Consider the following 14,463-nt stretch of genomic DNA (forward strand, 5'->3'; position numbering starts at 1 on the left):
GCCGCCCCTCGGGGCGGCTTTGTGCTGTCAGGCGCTGGCGAAACGCTGGCGATGCGCCTGCATGAACCCGGCATCGGGGGCAAAACGGGCGGGCATTTCCAGCGGCTGATCGACCCCGCGCACCAATTGCGCCCGGCTGTCGGCAGACAGATGCGGCGAAACGATCATCCGCCAATCCTCGCCAAAGGTGATGAGATGCCGGTCAAAGGCGCGGTCATGCAGGGCGTTCAGACAGATGCCATTGGTGGGCCGCATCCGCATCTCCGGTGCCTCGGCCCAGGGCAGGATATGGCTCGCCGTCAACAGGCGCGGATCGTCGATTCCGGTCAACGCACAGCGGTTGCGATAGCTGGTCAGGATGGTGCGGCGGAACAGATCCTGCCCCACCCGCGTCTGCACCACGCTGTCCCGCACCCCGCCGCCCCGGTGATCGAACGCCGCGGCCGCCTCGGCCAGCCCCGGCCCCGGCATGGGCGCCGCAGATTGCTGCGCATAGGCCGCGATCACCGCTTCGGGCGCACGCAGATACTCCGCCCAGACCCGCCGGTCGGTGGCCGAGGCATTGGCCATGCCCTTCTGCGGCAAACTGTCATCCAGCGCGGCAAGGTTGGTCAGCTTCAGCGCCACCGCTGCGGCCGTCCGCCCCAGCCGGGCCGCCAGACGGATGATGTCAGGGTTGCGGCTGTGAAAGCGCCCGAACTCGGTGACAAGATACAACGCCAAAGCGGCGCGCACCTCTGCCTCCGTCCAGTTCCGCCGCTCGGCCATTCTGCCCCCGTTTGGCGGTCAACCTGCCAGGGAAGCGCGCCACGGGCAAGCCTGACGGCCCCGCCAAGCTGGCACGACAGGGGGTGTACGGGGGGTGTACGCAAAGCCGCCGCCTGTCACCCCCCGCTTTTCTAGGGTTGCGCCCGCCGCGCCAGCCAGTCGGCCCATTGCGCTGGCGTGCCGTCGAACACGTTCAGATCGGTCTCCTCGGCGATCCCCGGCACCCGCCCGGTGGAGCTGTATTGCCAGAATTTCCAATGTTGTCCGACATATATGTCCGACGGATGCGCCGCGACGGACCGCAGCCAGAAATCCACCCCGTCCAGATGCCACAGGTGATTTTCCTGATAGAAATCCACCGTTGTGTACAGAATCGGCGCCGTGCCGTAATGCTCTGTAAACAAACGGATAAGCACCCGCGCGTCGGCGCGGATCTCCTCTGCCGGGCGGCGGATGGTGCAGGTGGGGCTGGTCGGCGTCCACTCCATGTCGATCACCGGGGGCAGATCGCCCGACTGGCGCGGCACGTTCCTGAAGAACCAGGCCGCCTGCTCTTCCGGCGCGCGGCAATGGTAGAAGAAGTGATAGGCCCCCCGCCGCACCCCCGCCCGCGCCGCCCCGCGCCAATGGCTGGCGAACATCTCGTCCACCCGGTCACCGCCCTCGGTCGCCTTGATGAAGGCGAAATTCACCCCATTGGCCCGGGCCGTCGGCCAATCGACAGCCGTCTGAAAGCGTGCCAGATCAATGCCATGCACCTTATGGCTGCGCAGCGGCCCGGCAATCGCCGGGTGCGGATCGGCATCGCCGAAGCGCGCCTCGGTCACCTGCGCGGCGGGTACGGCGGCAGGCGCCTGCCCCCCGGTATCGCGCCCGCCTCCCCCGCCACAGGCGGCCAGCAGGCAGATCAGGGCAGTCAGCGCAAAGGGCTTCGGAGTCATCGCAACCTCAGAAAGTACATTGCCCGCATCGTTGCCGATGCGGGCAGGCTTGTCACGGCGGAAATGCCCCGCCCGGTAAACGCCTTGTTACCCTGCCGCTCAGCCCAGCGCGGCAAGCTCGTCCCAGGCGGCCAGCGCATGGCCCGCATACATCACCGCCGGCCCGCCGCCCATCTGCACCGCCATCGCCAGCACATCGCCCAACTCCTCACGCGTGCCGCCCGCTTTCATCAGCGCCTCGACATGGAAGTTGATGCAAGGCTCGCACCGCTGCGAAATGGCAATCCCCAGCGCCACGAACTCCTTTTCCTTCACCCCCAGCGGCCCATTGTCCTTGGCCGCCTTGGACAGCGCGTTAAACCCTTGCATCGCCTCGGGAATCAGCTTGTTCATCACCCGAAGCTCGGCGCGCATCTCGTCGATCTTGGCTTTGTAACCCATTGGAAACTCCTGTCATTCTGCGGGCAGAATGACAGGGAAATACCGGCCCGACCTTGACATATATCAGTTGGTGAATGTGAAAATCAGCCAAACCGCGCCGGAGACAGGCTGGCAATCAACCCCGCCGAAAGCCCGCTCGGCCGCTCGCCCAGCAGATCGGCCACCAGCGCCGCAGCGGCCGGCGAGGTCTGGAACCCATAGCCGCCCTGCCCCGCCAGCCAGAAGAAATTCGGCACTGCTGGGTCGCGCCCGATCACCAGCACCCGGTCCGGCGCAAAGGTGCGCAAGCCCGCCCAATTGGCCAGCAGCCGCGTCACCGGCTCCGTCACCATCTCCTCATAGCGCGCCAGCCCTTCGGCCAGCACCATGTCATCGGCCCAGGCATCCTGCGGCCCCATCGGGTGTTCCTCGGCGGGCGAGACGATCAGCGCCCCGGCATCCGGCTTGGCATACCAGCTTTCCCCGGCGCCAAAGATCATCGGCCAGCGGCTGACATCCTGCCCGCCCGGCGCCGGAATCCGCGCCATCGAACGGCGGTTGGGCGTGAAGCCCAGCGGGCGCACCTTGGCCATGCGCGCCACGTCATCGACCCAAGCCCCCGCCGCGTTGATCAGCACCCGCCCGACATGGGCGCCCGCGCCGCTTTCCACATGCCAGCCCGCGCCATTGCGCATGATCCCCGTCACCCGCGCGTTGGTTTCCACCTCGCCCCCCGCCGCGCGCAGCCGTTTCACATGGCTCTGGATCAGCCGGTCCGTGTCGATGTCCCAGGCGTGATCGGCCATCGCCGCCAGGGCAACCGTATCCGGGTTGATCACCGGCACCCGCGCCCGCGCCTCGGCCACCGAAACCTGCTCCAACCCGAAACCCTTGAGATCGCGCGCAAATTCGGCCTGTTGATCGGCCTTCGCCACAATCATCAACCCGCGATCCGACAGCATCCCCGGCATCGCCCGAAACGCCGCCTCCGAGGCAAGCGACAGTTCCACCACCGGGGCCAGCCCATAGCGCGGCTCATACAGCGCCGCTGATCGGCCCGAGGCATGGTGGGCCAGATGCTCTTCCGCCTCCAGCACCAGAACGCTGCCCAAGGGGGCCAGTTCAGCCGCCGCGGAAAGACCCGCAATGCCGCCACCGATGATGAGAAAATCATATGTCATGCGGCGCAGATTACTTGATCAAACGATAAAGAAAAGGGGGCCAGATCGCTCTGGCCCCCCGGGGACACTCGCACAGAAACCCGGTTCAGCCCTTTTGCGTCGCCTTCAGCTTGTCGATGCCCAGCATCTTCAGCGCGGCCTTTTCGTAATAGGGCTCCGACGTGCCCTTGCGGACCTTGTGAATGAAGTATTTTTCGAAGCCGATCTTGGCCAGATGCACCCATTTGCCGCTGGATGACCAGTTGACGTTGCGCGGCGGGATCTGCGGCTGGGCCACGAAGGCGATGCCGCTATCGCCGAAATCGGCCAAACAGACGGCGTTCCAGGTGCCCACGCGATCCGGCTCTTTCCCGCGCACCAGATTACCGATGTTATGCGCCGTGGCGGTGACCATGCTTTCGATCATGAAGCCGGTTTTCGGCACACCGCAAGGCACCGGAGTCGGCCCCATCGGCGGGATCGCCACGCACACGCCCACGGCAAAGACGTTCTGGAACTTGGGGTTGCGCTGATACTTGTCCACGATGGTAAACCCACGCGGATTGCTCAGCCCGTCGATCCCCGACACCGCCTTGATCCCCCGGAAGGCGGGCAGCATCATGGCAAAGCCAAAGGGCATTTCCTTCTCGGCCTTCACGGATCCATCATCGTTGATTTCTTCAACGGTCATCTTGCCGTCTTCGACCTTCTTCACCCGCGAAGATGTCATCCATTTGATATGCTTGGCCCGCATTTCGGATTCCAGCAGGCCCTTGGTGTCGCCCACCCCATCCAGCCCCAGATGCCCAACATAGGGTTCCGAGGTGATGAAGGTCATCGGCACCTGATCGCGGATCTTGCGGCGGCGCAGTTCGGTTTCCAGAATGAAGGTGAATTCATAGGCCGGGCCATAGCAGCTTGCGCCCTGCACCGCGCCGATGATGATCGGCTTGGGGTTCTTGCAGAATTCCTCGAACGCCTCGCGCGCCTTCAGCGCATGGTCCACATGACACACCGATTGGGTATGCCCCTCCGGCCCGAAGCCCTCGATCTCGTCAAAGGCCAGTTCCGGGCCGGTGGCGATCACGATGTAATCATAGGAAACCGAACTGCCATCGGCCAGCTCCACCCGGTTTTCCTCGGGGTGCAGCTTTGCGGCGGGCACGGTTTTGAAGGCGATGCCCTTCTTCGCCATGGTCGGCGCCAGATCGACGGTGATGTCTTCCCGCTCGCGCCAGCCGACGGCAATCCACGGGTTGGAGGGCACGAAATGGTATTTCGGGTCTTTGGTGATCACCGTTACCGTATCTTCCGGTCGCAGTTGATCTTTCAGCTCATAGGCCATGATCGACCCGCCAAGCCCCGCCCCCAGCACCACAATATGCGCCATGTTCCGCCCTCCCAAGCAATCTCTTGTCCGATATATATATTCAAATATGAATATATCAAAGCAAAATTGCAGGATTGCGCAAAGCCCTGACCCGGAACCGAAAAAGGCCCGCCGAAGCGGGCCTTCCCATGTCGAATCAGTGGGCGATCACTTCGGAATGTCGCCGGTGATGCCTTCAACATAGAAGTTCAGGCCGGCCAGTTCGCCATCGTTGGCCACCACGCCATCCGCCAGCCAGACAGAGCCATCCTGTTTGTTCAGCGGGCCGGTGAAGGGGTGATATTCGCCCGAGGCGATCTTGGCGGCCAGCGCCTCGGCCTCGGCCTTCACTTCGGCGGGCACCGCCTCGGTGATCGCGCCGATCTGCACTTCGCCATCGCCGATCCCGGCCCAGGTGTCGGTCTGTGCCCAGGTGCCATCCAGCACGGCGCCGACCTGTTTCACATAATAGGGCGCCCAGTTGTCCACGATCGACGACACGCGCGGCGAGGGCGCATAATCCAGCATGTCAGAGGCCTGACCAAAGCCGATCACACCCGGCGTCTTGGCCGCTTCGGCCAGCGGCGCGGTGGAGTCGGTATGAGCCAGAATCACGTCCACGCCCTGTTCGATCAGCGCCTTGGCGGCATCGGCCTCTTTCGCCGGGTCGAACCAGGTATAGGCCCAGACCACCGACATGGTGACATCCGGGTTCACCTTCTTGGCGTGGATATAGCTGGAGTTGATGCCCTGAATCACCTCGGGGATCGGGAAAGACCCGATATAGCCGATCTTGTTCGATTTGGTCATCCGGCCCGCAATCGTGCCCATCACGGCGCGACCCTCATAGAAGCGCGCGTTATAGGTGGAGACGTTGGGATGCTCGCGCTTGAAGCCGGTCGCGTGTTCGAACTTCACGTTCGGGAACTTGGCGGCGACGGCATTGGTCGCATCCATATAGCCGAAAGAGGTGGTGAAGATGATGTCGCAGCCCGACAGCGCCATCTGCGTCAGCACGCGTTCAGCATCGGCGCCTTCCGGCACGTTTTCCTGATAGGCGGTTTCCACCTTGTCGCCGTAAGCGACCTGCACGGCCAGAAGCCCCTGATGGTGCTGATACGACCAGCCAAGATCCCCGATCGGGCCGACATAGACCCAGCAGGCCTTCGTCTTGTCCTGCGCCATCGCGGCACCACCGAACGCCAGCCCGAGGCCGAGCGCGGCGGTGGCAAGAAGGGTTCTTCTGAGCATTTTCTTCTCCCTCTGGACGGGCTTTGCGTGCCCGGTTTTGGCTTGGCCCGGCGCAGTTTAGCGCGAGGCGTGAAAGTTCTGGCCAAGGGCGGCAGGCGCGTTCAGCGCCGCCCGGCCCCGGCCCGATGACATGATCACCAGCACGAGGATGGTTATCACATAGGGGGACATCGACAAGTATTCGACCGGAATCCGCGATCCTGCCGCTTGCAGATTAAGCTGCAGCACGGTGATTCCGCCAAAAAGATAGGCACCCATCAACACGCGCCAGGGTTTCCAACTGGCAAAGACCACAATCGCCAGCGCGATCCAGCCCGCGCCTGCGGTGATCCCGTCCACCCATTGCGGCACGCGCACCAGGCTCAGATAGGCGCCGCCCATCCCCGCCATTGCCCCGCCGAACAGGATCGCCAGCACCCGGATGCGCCGGACTTTGTAACCCAGCGCATGGGCGGCATCGTGACTTTCGCCCACCGCCCGCAGGATCAGCCCGGCCCGGCTGTATTTCAGCACCGCCCAGACCAGCGCCACCACCCCGATGGACACATAGACCAGCGGGTCATGCTGGAACAGGATGCGCCCCACCCATGGCAGATCGGCCAGCGGCCCGAAGGGCACATCACCCATCAGCGGCGGCCGCACGCCCACATAGCTCTGCCCGATCAACGACGACAGGCCCAGCCCGAACAGCGTCAGCGCCAGCCCTGTCGCCACCTGATTGGCCAGCAAGACCTGTGTCAGCGCCGCGAACATCAGGCTCAGACAGGCGCCCCCCAAGGCGCCGCCCAGAAAGCCTAGCGTGGGGCTGCCGGTCTGCACCGCCGTCACGAAGCCCACCACCGCACCGATGATCATCATCCCCTCGACCCCGAGGTTCAGCACACCGGCCTTTTCAACCACCAGTTCGCCAATCGCCGCCAGCATGATCGGCACCGCCGCCACCATCAGCGAGGCGATCAGAAAGGTTGGATCAATGGAACCGAACATCACACGGCCTCCCGTTTTGCCAGTCGGATGCGGAAGTTGGTCAGCACGTCACAGGCCAGCAGGAAGAACAGCAACATCCCCTGAAACGCCTGAATCGCCGCCGAGGGCAGGCCCAGATTGGTCGAAGCCATCTCGCCCCCGATATAGGTCAGCGCCATCAACAGCCCCGCCAGCAAGATCCCCACCGGGTTCAACCGGCCCAGAAACGCCACGATGATCGCGGTGAAGCCATAGCCCACGTTGAAGTCGATGCTGATCTGCCCGGCCGGCCCCGTCACCTCGAACAGCCCGGCCATACCCGCCAGCGCGCCCGCGATCCCCATGCACAGCACCGTCAGCTTCGGCGGGCTGACCCCGGCAAAGCGCGCGGCGCGCGGCGCCTGCCCCGACAGCTTGATGTGAAAGCCCAGAATATGGCGCTGCAACAGCACATAGCCCGCCACCACAACCCCCAGCGCCGCCACGCCCCCCCAATGCAGCCCACTGCCCGCGATCAGTTCAGGGTTCGCTGCAGCTGGATAGCTGGAGAAATTGCGGCTGCCCGGAAAGCCCGCCCCTTCGGGGTTGCGCAGAAACCCGGTAGAGGCCATGGCCAGCACCGTCTGCGCCACATAGACCAGCATCAGCGACACGAGGATCTCGTTGGTGTTGAACTTGGTCTTCAAAATCGCCGGGATCATCGCCCAGGCCCAGCCGCCAAAGGCCCCGGCCACCACCATCAACGGAAAGATCAGCCGGTTGTCGGTGGGATAGACCGCCAGCCCCACCGCCGCGCCGCAGATGGCGCCCATGATATACTGCCCCTCGGCGCCGATGTTCCAGATGCCCGCGCGGAACCCAAGGCTCAGCCCCACCGCGATCAGGATCAGCGGCCCGGCCTTCACCAGCAACTGCCCGCGCAGATACCAGGCAAATTCGCCGAACAGCGGGTCCCAGAAAATCGTGCGGATCGCCACCAGCGGGTCCTTGCCCAGCACGGCAAACATCACGCCGCCCGCGATCATCGTCAGCACCACCGCCAGAACCGGGGTGGCCCGGCTCCAGAACTGCGAAGGCGAGGGCCGTTTCTCAAGCTTCAGCACGGATCACCTGCCCATTTTCTGTTTGAAAATATCCTCGGGGGGAGTCGCCGAAGGCGACGGGGGGCAGACAGCCCCCCTTCCCGGCGGCCACAGGCACCTCAGCCCGCATGATGCGCCACCTCCATGCCATGCACGCCGCCCATCATCAGGCCGATCTCGTCGATGGTCAGCCCTTCCACCGGGCGCGGCTTCGACAGGTTGCCCGCATTCAGCGCGGCAAAACTGTCGGCAATCTCCAGCAGTTCATCCAGATCCTGGCTGATCACCACCACAGCCGCCCCCGCCGCCGCCCGATCCAGAATCGCCTGCCGGATCGCCGCCGCCGCCGCCGCATCCACGCCCCAGGTGGGCTGGTTGATCACGATCACCTCGGGCTCTTGCAACAACTCGCGCCCCACCACGAATTTTTGCAGATTGCCGCCCGAAAGCGCCCGCGCCGCAACATGGATGCCCGGCGTGCGCACATCGAACGCCTGCACGATCTGTTCGGCAAAACGCGCGGTCTTCGCCCAGTCGATGAAGCCGCGCTGCACCAGCCCCTGCCGCACCGCGCCCGACAGCAGCGCATTTTCCATCAGGCTCATGTCCGGCGCCGCCGCATGGCCCAGCCGTTCTTCCGGCGCGGCCACCAGCCCGGCGCGCCGCCGCTCGGTCGGGCCCAGATCGCCCACCGGCTGGCTGTTGATGCGCACCTTGTCTGCCGGGGCCTTCAACTCGCCCGACAGCGCCAGCAGCAATTCGTCCTGCCCGTTGCCCGCCACGCCCGCAATGCCCAGCACCTCGCCCTTCGCCACGGTAAAGCTGACGCCCTTCAGGCTGGTGCCGAACGGGATGGGCGAGGCGACCGACAGGTCCGAAACCCCCAGCGCCACAGGCCCCTTTTCTCCGCGCCGCCGCTCTGGCGGGGTCAGCGTGGCGCCGACCATCAGTTCCGCCATCTCGCGCGCCGTGCGCTCGCGCGGGGTGCAGGTCGCCACCATCTTGCCGCGCCGCAGGATCGTCGCCTCGTCGCACAGCGCCCGGATTTCTTCCAGCTTGTGCGAGATATACAGGATGGATGTCCCCTCGGCCTTCAACTGCCGCAGCGTGCGGAACAGGATGTCCACCTCTTGCGGCGTCAGCACCGAGGTCGGCTCGTCCATGATCAGCAGTTTCGGCGATTGCAGCAGGCAGCGGATGATCTCCACCCGCTGGCGTTCGCCCGCCGACAGATCGCCCACCATGCGCGACGGGTCCAGCGGCAGGCCGTATTCCTCGCTCACCGCGCGGATACGCGCCGACAATTCGCGCAGCTTCGGCGGGTTTTCCATGCCCAGCGTCACGTTTTCCGCCACGGTCAGCGCCTCGAACAGGCTGAAATGCTGGAACACCATCCCCACGCCCGAGGCGCGCGCCACGCTGGGCTGGCTGGGCGCATAATCGGCGCCGCGCAGCCGCATCCGCCCGCTGTCAGGCTTCACCAGCCCGTAGATCATCTTCACCAGCGTCGATTTGCCCGCGCCATTCTCGCCTAGCAGGGCATGAACCTCGCCCTGCTGGATGGTGAAAGAGACATCGCTGTTGGCCACCACGCCCGGATAGGCCTTGGTGACCCCCTCGATGCGCAGAAGTTCGCCCCCGCCTGTCGTCGCGTCGCTCATCCCGCCCTCTCTTCGTGGTTTGCCGTCTGTGTCAGGCCCTGCCGCAAAAAGGCCACCCCAACCCCAAGTGCAATCTCCTGCGGATGTTTGCCAAGGCTCTTGTCGCCCATCGGGCAGGCAATCCGTGCAATTTCCGCAGGCAAATGCCCCAGATCGCGCAGCCTTGCCCGAAACCGCGCCGCTTTGGTGGCCGACCCGATCAGCCCCAGATGCCGGAACCCATGGGTCAGCAGCCGGTGACACAGCTCCAGATCCAGCGCATGGGAATAGGTCAGCACCAGATGCTCCGCCGCCAGTGGCGCAAAGGCCACCAGTGCTGCAGGATCGGCGGCGGGCAGCACCGTCACGCCATCCGGCACCTCTGCCGGAAACCGCTCTGCCCCGGTATCAACCCAAGTGATCGCCACCCCCGGCAAGGGGGCCAGCACCTGCACCAGCGCGCGGCCCACATGGCCCGCGCCCCAGATCCACACCTGCCGCTCCACCCGCGCCACCGGCTCCACCAGCCAGCCTTGCAGCAGCGTTATCGGCGGGGCGACACCCTGCCCGCGTGCCGACGCCAGCAGCCGCTTCACCGCCAGCGGCATCGCGCCGCCACCCAACAGCCCAGCCACTGGCCGCACCACCACATCCTCGGGCAGCACGTCGCCCGCCGCGTAAACCTCGCTCACCAGCGTCACCGCACCGCCACAGCATTGCCCCAGCGCCGGCCCCAGCGCCACGCGGTCCAGCCGCAGCGCCACCCCGCCCGCCAGCATCGCCTGCGCCCGCGCCACGGCCTGAAACTCCAGCGCGCCGCCGCCGATCGTGCCGCTTTGCCCGCCCTGCCAGACCAGCATCGCCGCCCCCGCCTCGCGCGGGGACGAGCCTTCAAACGCCGCGATCACCACGCGCACCACACGGCCATGTTGTGCCAAAGCCGCCAGCAGCCCCGCCCGGTCAAACATGGCCCTGCTGCCGCTGCACCGCCCACAACACCCGCTCTGCCGTGGCGGGCGCATTCAGGCCCGGATAGATCGACCCATCGCCACAGGCCGCCACCGCATCCGACAGCGCCATCAGCGCCGAAATCCCCAGCATGAAGGGCGGCTCACCCACCGCTTTCGATTTGCCCACGGTATCCTCGCGGTTGGGTTGGCCCCACAGCGCCACGTTGAACACCGGCGGGCGATCCGAACAGGCCGGGATCTTGTAGGTGCTGGGCGCATGGGTGCGCAGCCGCCCCTTGTCATCCCAGACCAGCTCTTCCGTGGTCAGCCAGCCCACGCCCTGCACATAGGCGCCCTCCACCTGCCCGATATCAATCGCCGGGTTCAGACTGGCGCCGGTGTCATGCAGGATATCCGCCTGCAGAATACGGTTCTCGCCGGTCAGCGTGTCGATCACCACCTCGGTCACCGCCGCGCCATAGGCGAAATACAGGAACGGCCGCCCCTGCCCGCGCACCCGGTCCCATTGCAGCTTCGGCGTGGCATAGAACCCGGTCGAAGACAGCGACACCCGTGCCTGATAGGCCCAGGCCACCACGCGGGCAAAGTCGAAACTCTCGCCCGCCACCTTCACCTGCCCGCCTTCAAAGCGCACCGTTTCCGCCGCCACCTGATGCTTTTCGGCGATGAAATCCGCCAGCCGCGCCCGGATCGTCTCGCAGGCCGCCCGCGCCGCCATGCCGTTCATGTCCGAGCCAGACGAGGCTGCGGTGGCCGAGGTATTGGGCACCTTGCCGGTATCGGTGGCGGTGATCTTCACCGCCGCCACATCCACGCCAAAGACCGAGGCGGCGACCTGCGCCACTTTCAGAAACAGCCCCTGCCCCATCTCGGTGCCGCCATGGTTCAGATGGATTGATCCATCCTGATACACATGCACCAAAGCCCCCGCCTGATTGAGCCAGGTCAGCGTGAAGGAAATCCCGAACTTCACCGGCGTCAGCGCGATGCCGCGCTTCAACACCGGGTTCGCCGCATTCCACGCCGCGATCTCGGCCCGCCGCGCCTGATAGTCCGCGCTTTCCTCCAACTGCGCCACCAGCGCCCGCCCGACGAAATCCTCGACCGGCATCCCGTAATGCGTGGTCTGCGGCCCCGGCCCTTTCGGAGAATGCGCCCCGCCGATGCGATGCCCGCTGCCCGGGGCGGCAGCCTTCGCCGCAAACCCTTCTGCCTTCATCTTGGCAAAAATATCCTCGGGGGGGGCCGGGGGGGCAGACAGCCCCCCCTCCACGCTCTCCGCATAGAAATTCCGCCGCCGCACCTCCAGCGGGTCCAGCTTCAGGGCAAAGGCGATGTGATCCATCACCCGCTCGATCCCCACCACGCCCTGCGGCCCGCCAAAGCCGCGATAGGCCGTGTTGCTTTGGGTGTTGGTGCGCAGCCGGTGGCTTTCAATCCGCACATGCGCCAGATGATAGGCGTTGTCGGCATGCAGCATCGCCCGATCGGCCACCGGCAACGACAGGTCCATCGACCAGCCGCAGCGGATCAGGTGCTGGAACTCGATCCCCAGCAGCTTGCCCTGACCATCGAACCCCGCCCGGTAGCGGATCTTCAGGTCATGGCGCTTGCCGGTGATCACCATGTCATCGTCGCGGTCATAGCGCATCTTGACCGGCCTGCCGGTCAGCCGCGCCACCCAGGCGCAGGCGATGGCCAGCGCATTGCCCTGGCTTTCCTTGCCACCAAAGCCGCCGCCCATCCGCCGCACCTCGACCCGCACCGCGTTCATCGGCAGATGCAGGGCATGGGCGACCTTGTGCTGGATCTCGCTCGGGTGCTGGGTCGAGGACAACACCACCATATCCCCGCCCTCTTGCGGCAAGGCGGCGGCGATCTGGCCTTCCAGATAGAAATGCTCCTGCCCGCCGACCTCGAACAGATCTTCGACCACATGGGGCGCCGTGGCAATCGCCGCCGCCGCATCGCCGCGCGACCAGATCACCGGCCCGCCCTCGAAATGCGCCTTGGCCGCCAAGGCCGCCTCCACCGTCAGCAGCGCGGGCTTTTCGGCATAGCTCAGCTTTCCCAGCCGCGCCGCCTTGCGGGCCGCCAGATGGCTGTCGGCCACCACCAGAAACACCGGTTGGCCGACATACTGCACCTCGCCCAGCGCCAGCAGAGGCTCGTCCCCCAGCGAGGGCGAACAATCCGGCATCTCGGGGAAATCGGCCGGGGTCAGCACCGCCACCACACCGGGGGCAGCGCGCACGGCGTCCAGATCCATCGCGGTGATCGTGCCATGCGCGCAGGTGGACAGGCCGAAGGCCAGATGCAGCGCCCCGGCGGGCAGCGGAATATCGTCGGTATAGCGGGCCTGCCCGGTGACATGCAGCGGGGCCGCATCATGGGGCAGCGGTTTGCCGATGCTCATGCCCGCACCTCCAGCACATTGACGGCGGTGCCGCTCAGATCATGGAAATAGCGGATCGCCATGTTTCCCGCCGCCTCCAACCGATAGGCGGCCGAGGCGCGCATGTCGGAGAGCGGGGTGAAATCCTGCGCGCAGGCGGCTTTGGCGGCGGCAAAGCTGGCCAGCGTGAAGGGCTGGCCGATCAGCGCGGCCTCCATCGCCACGGCGCGTTTCGGGATACCCGCCATGCCGCCAAAGGCGATGCGCGCGGCGGTGATCGTGCCGCTTTCCACCGTCAGGTTGAAGGCGCCCAGCACCGCCGAAATATCCTGATCGAAGCGTTTGGACAGTTTGTAGCAGCGCAGCCCCGGAGCGCGTGCCGGGATCGTCACCGCCGCCACGAATTCGCCCGGCTGACGGTCCTGCTTGCGGTAATCAAGGAAGAATTCCTCCAGCGGCATCTCGCGCTCCACGTCGCCCTTGCGCAACTGCAGCGTGGCGCCCAGGGCGATCAGCGCGGGCGGCCCGTCGCCGATGGGCGAGCCATTGGCGATATTGCCGCCGATCGTCGCGGCATTGCGCACCTGTTCGCTGGCATAGCGCGCCAGCATCGCGGCGACATGCGGATGCGGCCCGGCCAGTGCCGCGCGCAGATCGGTCAACGTGACACCCGCGCCGATGCGGAGGCTGTCGCCCACCGTCTCGATGCGTTGCAACGCGGCAATGCCGTTCAGGAAGGCGAGTTTCGGCAAGGCGCGCAGCTCTTTGGTGACCCAGAGCCCGACATCGGTGGCCCCGGCCACCAGCGTGGCATCGGGGTTGGCGGCGAACCAGTCTGCCAACTCATCGGTGGTTTCCGGGCGGAACGCGCCGGGGAGGCTGCCTGCCTCCCCGGACCCCTCCGGGGATATTTGGGCCAAGATGAAGGCAGCGTCGGCCTGCATCCAATCGGGCACGGGCTGGGCGGCGGCGGCCTCGGCGGCGCGGATGATCGGGGCATAGCCGGTGCAGCGGCACAGGTTGCCCGCCAACACCACATCATGGTCGCTGCGGCCCTGTGTATGCGCCACCGCCATCGAGGCGATGAAGCCCGGCGTGCAAAAGCCGCACTGGCTGCCATGATGGTCGATCATCGCCTGTTGCACCGGGTGAAGCTGCCCCTCCGGCCCGGCGATGCCTTCGACCGTGCGCACCGCTTTGCCGTGCAGTTGCGGCAGGAACAGGATGCAGGCGTTCAGCGCGCGCGGCCCGGCCTCATCCGTCACCATCACGGTGCAGGCGCCGCAATCGCCTTCATTGCAGCCCTCTTTCGTGCCGCACAACCCCTTGGTTTCCCGCAGAAAATCCAGAAGCGTCCGCGTCGGGGATTCTGCCCCCACGCGGATCGGCGTCCCGTTCAGGAGAAACGCGATCTCTGCCATGTCACAACCCGCCGCCTTCTCCCCGTGTGGCTTCTTGTCCCCCTGCCCGATGCGGCGTAAAGCCGGGAGACGCCCTGTT

At 65.9% G+C, this 14,463-nt stretch carries 12 protein-coding genes; all 12 read right to left on the bottom strand.

The features are described 5' to 3' along the window. Positions 1 to 27: 27 nt before the first annotated feature. Positions 28 to 768 carry an HNH endonuclease gene (locus tag BMX43_RS07380; protein WP_091299465.1) on the bottom strand — a complete coding sequence of 247 codons (741 nt, stop codon included), beginning with the start codon at positions 766 to 768 and terminating at the stop codon, positions 28 to 30. 131 nt (positions 769 to 899) lie between these two features. After that, a complete protein-coding gene (locus tag BMX43_RS07385) occupies positions 900 to 1,709 on the bottom strand; it encodes a GH25 family lysozyme (RefSeq protein WP_091299469.1) in 810 nt (269 codons plus the stop codon). Between the two features lie 99 nt (positions 1,710 to 1,808). Next, positions 1,809 to 2,150, bottom strand: a complete 342-nt coding sequence (locus tag BMX43_RS07390; protein WP_091299472.1) for a carboxymuconolactone decarboxylase family protein — start codon at positions 2,148 to 2,150, stop codon at positions 1,809 to 1,811. Positions 2,151 to 2,233: 83 nt separating this feature from the next. After that, entirely contained in the window at positions 2,234 to 3,310 is a 1,077-nt protein-coding gene (locus tag BMX43_RS07395) for an NAD(P)/FAD-dependent oxidoreductase (protein ID WP_091299475.1), read from the bottom strand. Between the two features lie 85 nt (positions 3,311 to 3,395). After that, positions 3,396 to 4,679 carry an NAD(P)/FAD-dependent oxidoreductase gene (locus tag BMX43_RS07400; RefSeq protein ID WP_091299479.1) on the bottom strand — a complete coding sequence of 428 codons (1,284 nt, stop codon included), beginning with the start codon at positions 4,677 to 4,679 and terminating at the stop codon, positions 3,396 to 3,398. 147 nt (positions 4,680 to 4,826) lie between these two features. Then, positions 4,827 to 5,909, bottom strand: coding sequence for a BMP family ABC transporter substrate-binding protein (locus tag BMX43_RS07405; protein WP_091299482.1), 1,083 nt, complete (start codon positions 5,907 to 5,909; stop codon positions 4,827 to 4,829). Positions 5,910 to 5,966: 57 nt separating this feature from the next. Beyond that, positions 5,967 to 6,896: an ABC transporter permease gene (locus BMX43_RS07410; protein ID WP_091299485.1), complete on the bottom strand. Its 930-nt coding sequence runs from the start codon at positions 6,894 to 6,896 to the stop codon at positions 5,967 to 5,969. Continuing rightward, positions 6,896 to 7,978, bottom strand: a complete 1,083-nt coding sequence (locus tag BMX43_RS07415) for an ABC transporter permease (RefSeq protein ID WP_091299489.1) — start codon at positions 7,976 to 7,978, stop codon at positions 6,896 to 6,898. The genes BMX43_RS07410 and BMX43_RS07415 overlap by 1 nt, the downstream gene beginning before the upstream one ends. Before the next feature lie 98 nt (positions 7,979 to 8,076). After that, positions 8,077 to 9,618 carry an ABC transporter ATP-binding protein gene (locus tag BMX43_RS07420; RefSeq protein ID WP_091299492.1) on the bottom strand — a complete coding sequence of 514 codons (1,542 nt, stop codon included), beginning with the start codon at positions 9,616 to 9,618 and terminating at the stop codon, positions 8,077 to 8,079. Next, entirely contained in the window at positions 9,615 to 10,565 is a 951-nt protein-coding gene (xdhC, locus tag BMX43_RS07425; protein ID WP_091299496.1) for a xanthine dehydrogenase accessory protein XdhC, read from the bottom strand. Before xdhC ends, BMX43_RS07420 begins: the two co-directional genes overlap by 4 nt. After that, positions 10,558 to 12,984: a xanthine dehydrogenase molybdopterin binding subunit gene (gene xdhB / locus BMX43_RS07430; protein WP_091299500.1), complete on the bottom strand. Its 2,427-nt coding sequence runs from the start codon at positions 12,982 to 12,984 to the stop codon at positions 10,558 to 10,560. The genes xdhC and xdhB overlap by 8 nt, the downstream gene beginning before the upstream one ends. Beyond that, positions 12,981 to 14,384: a xanthine dehydrogenase small subunit gene (gene xdhA / locus BMX43_RS07435; protein ID WP_091299504.1), complete on the bottom strand. Its 1,404-nt coding sequence runs from the start codon at positions 14,382 to 14,384 to the stop codon at positions 12,981 to 12,983. The genes xdhB and xdhA overlap by 4 nt, the downstream gene beginning before the upstream one ends. Positions 14,385 to 14,463: the final 79 nt, after the last annotated feature.

The organism is Gemmobacter aquatilis (assembly GCF_900110025.1).
Lineage (GTDB): Bacteria > Pseudomonadota > Alphaproteobacteria > Rhodobacterales > Rhodobacteraceae > Gemmobacter > Gemmobacter aquatilis.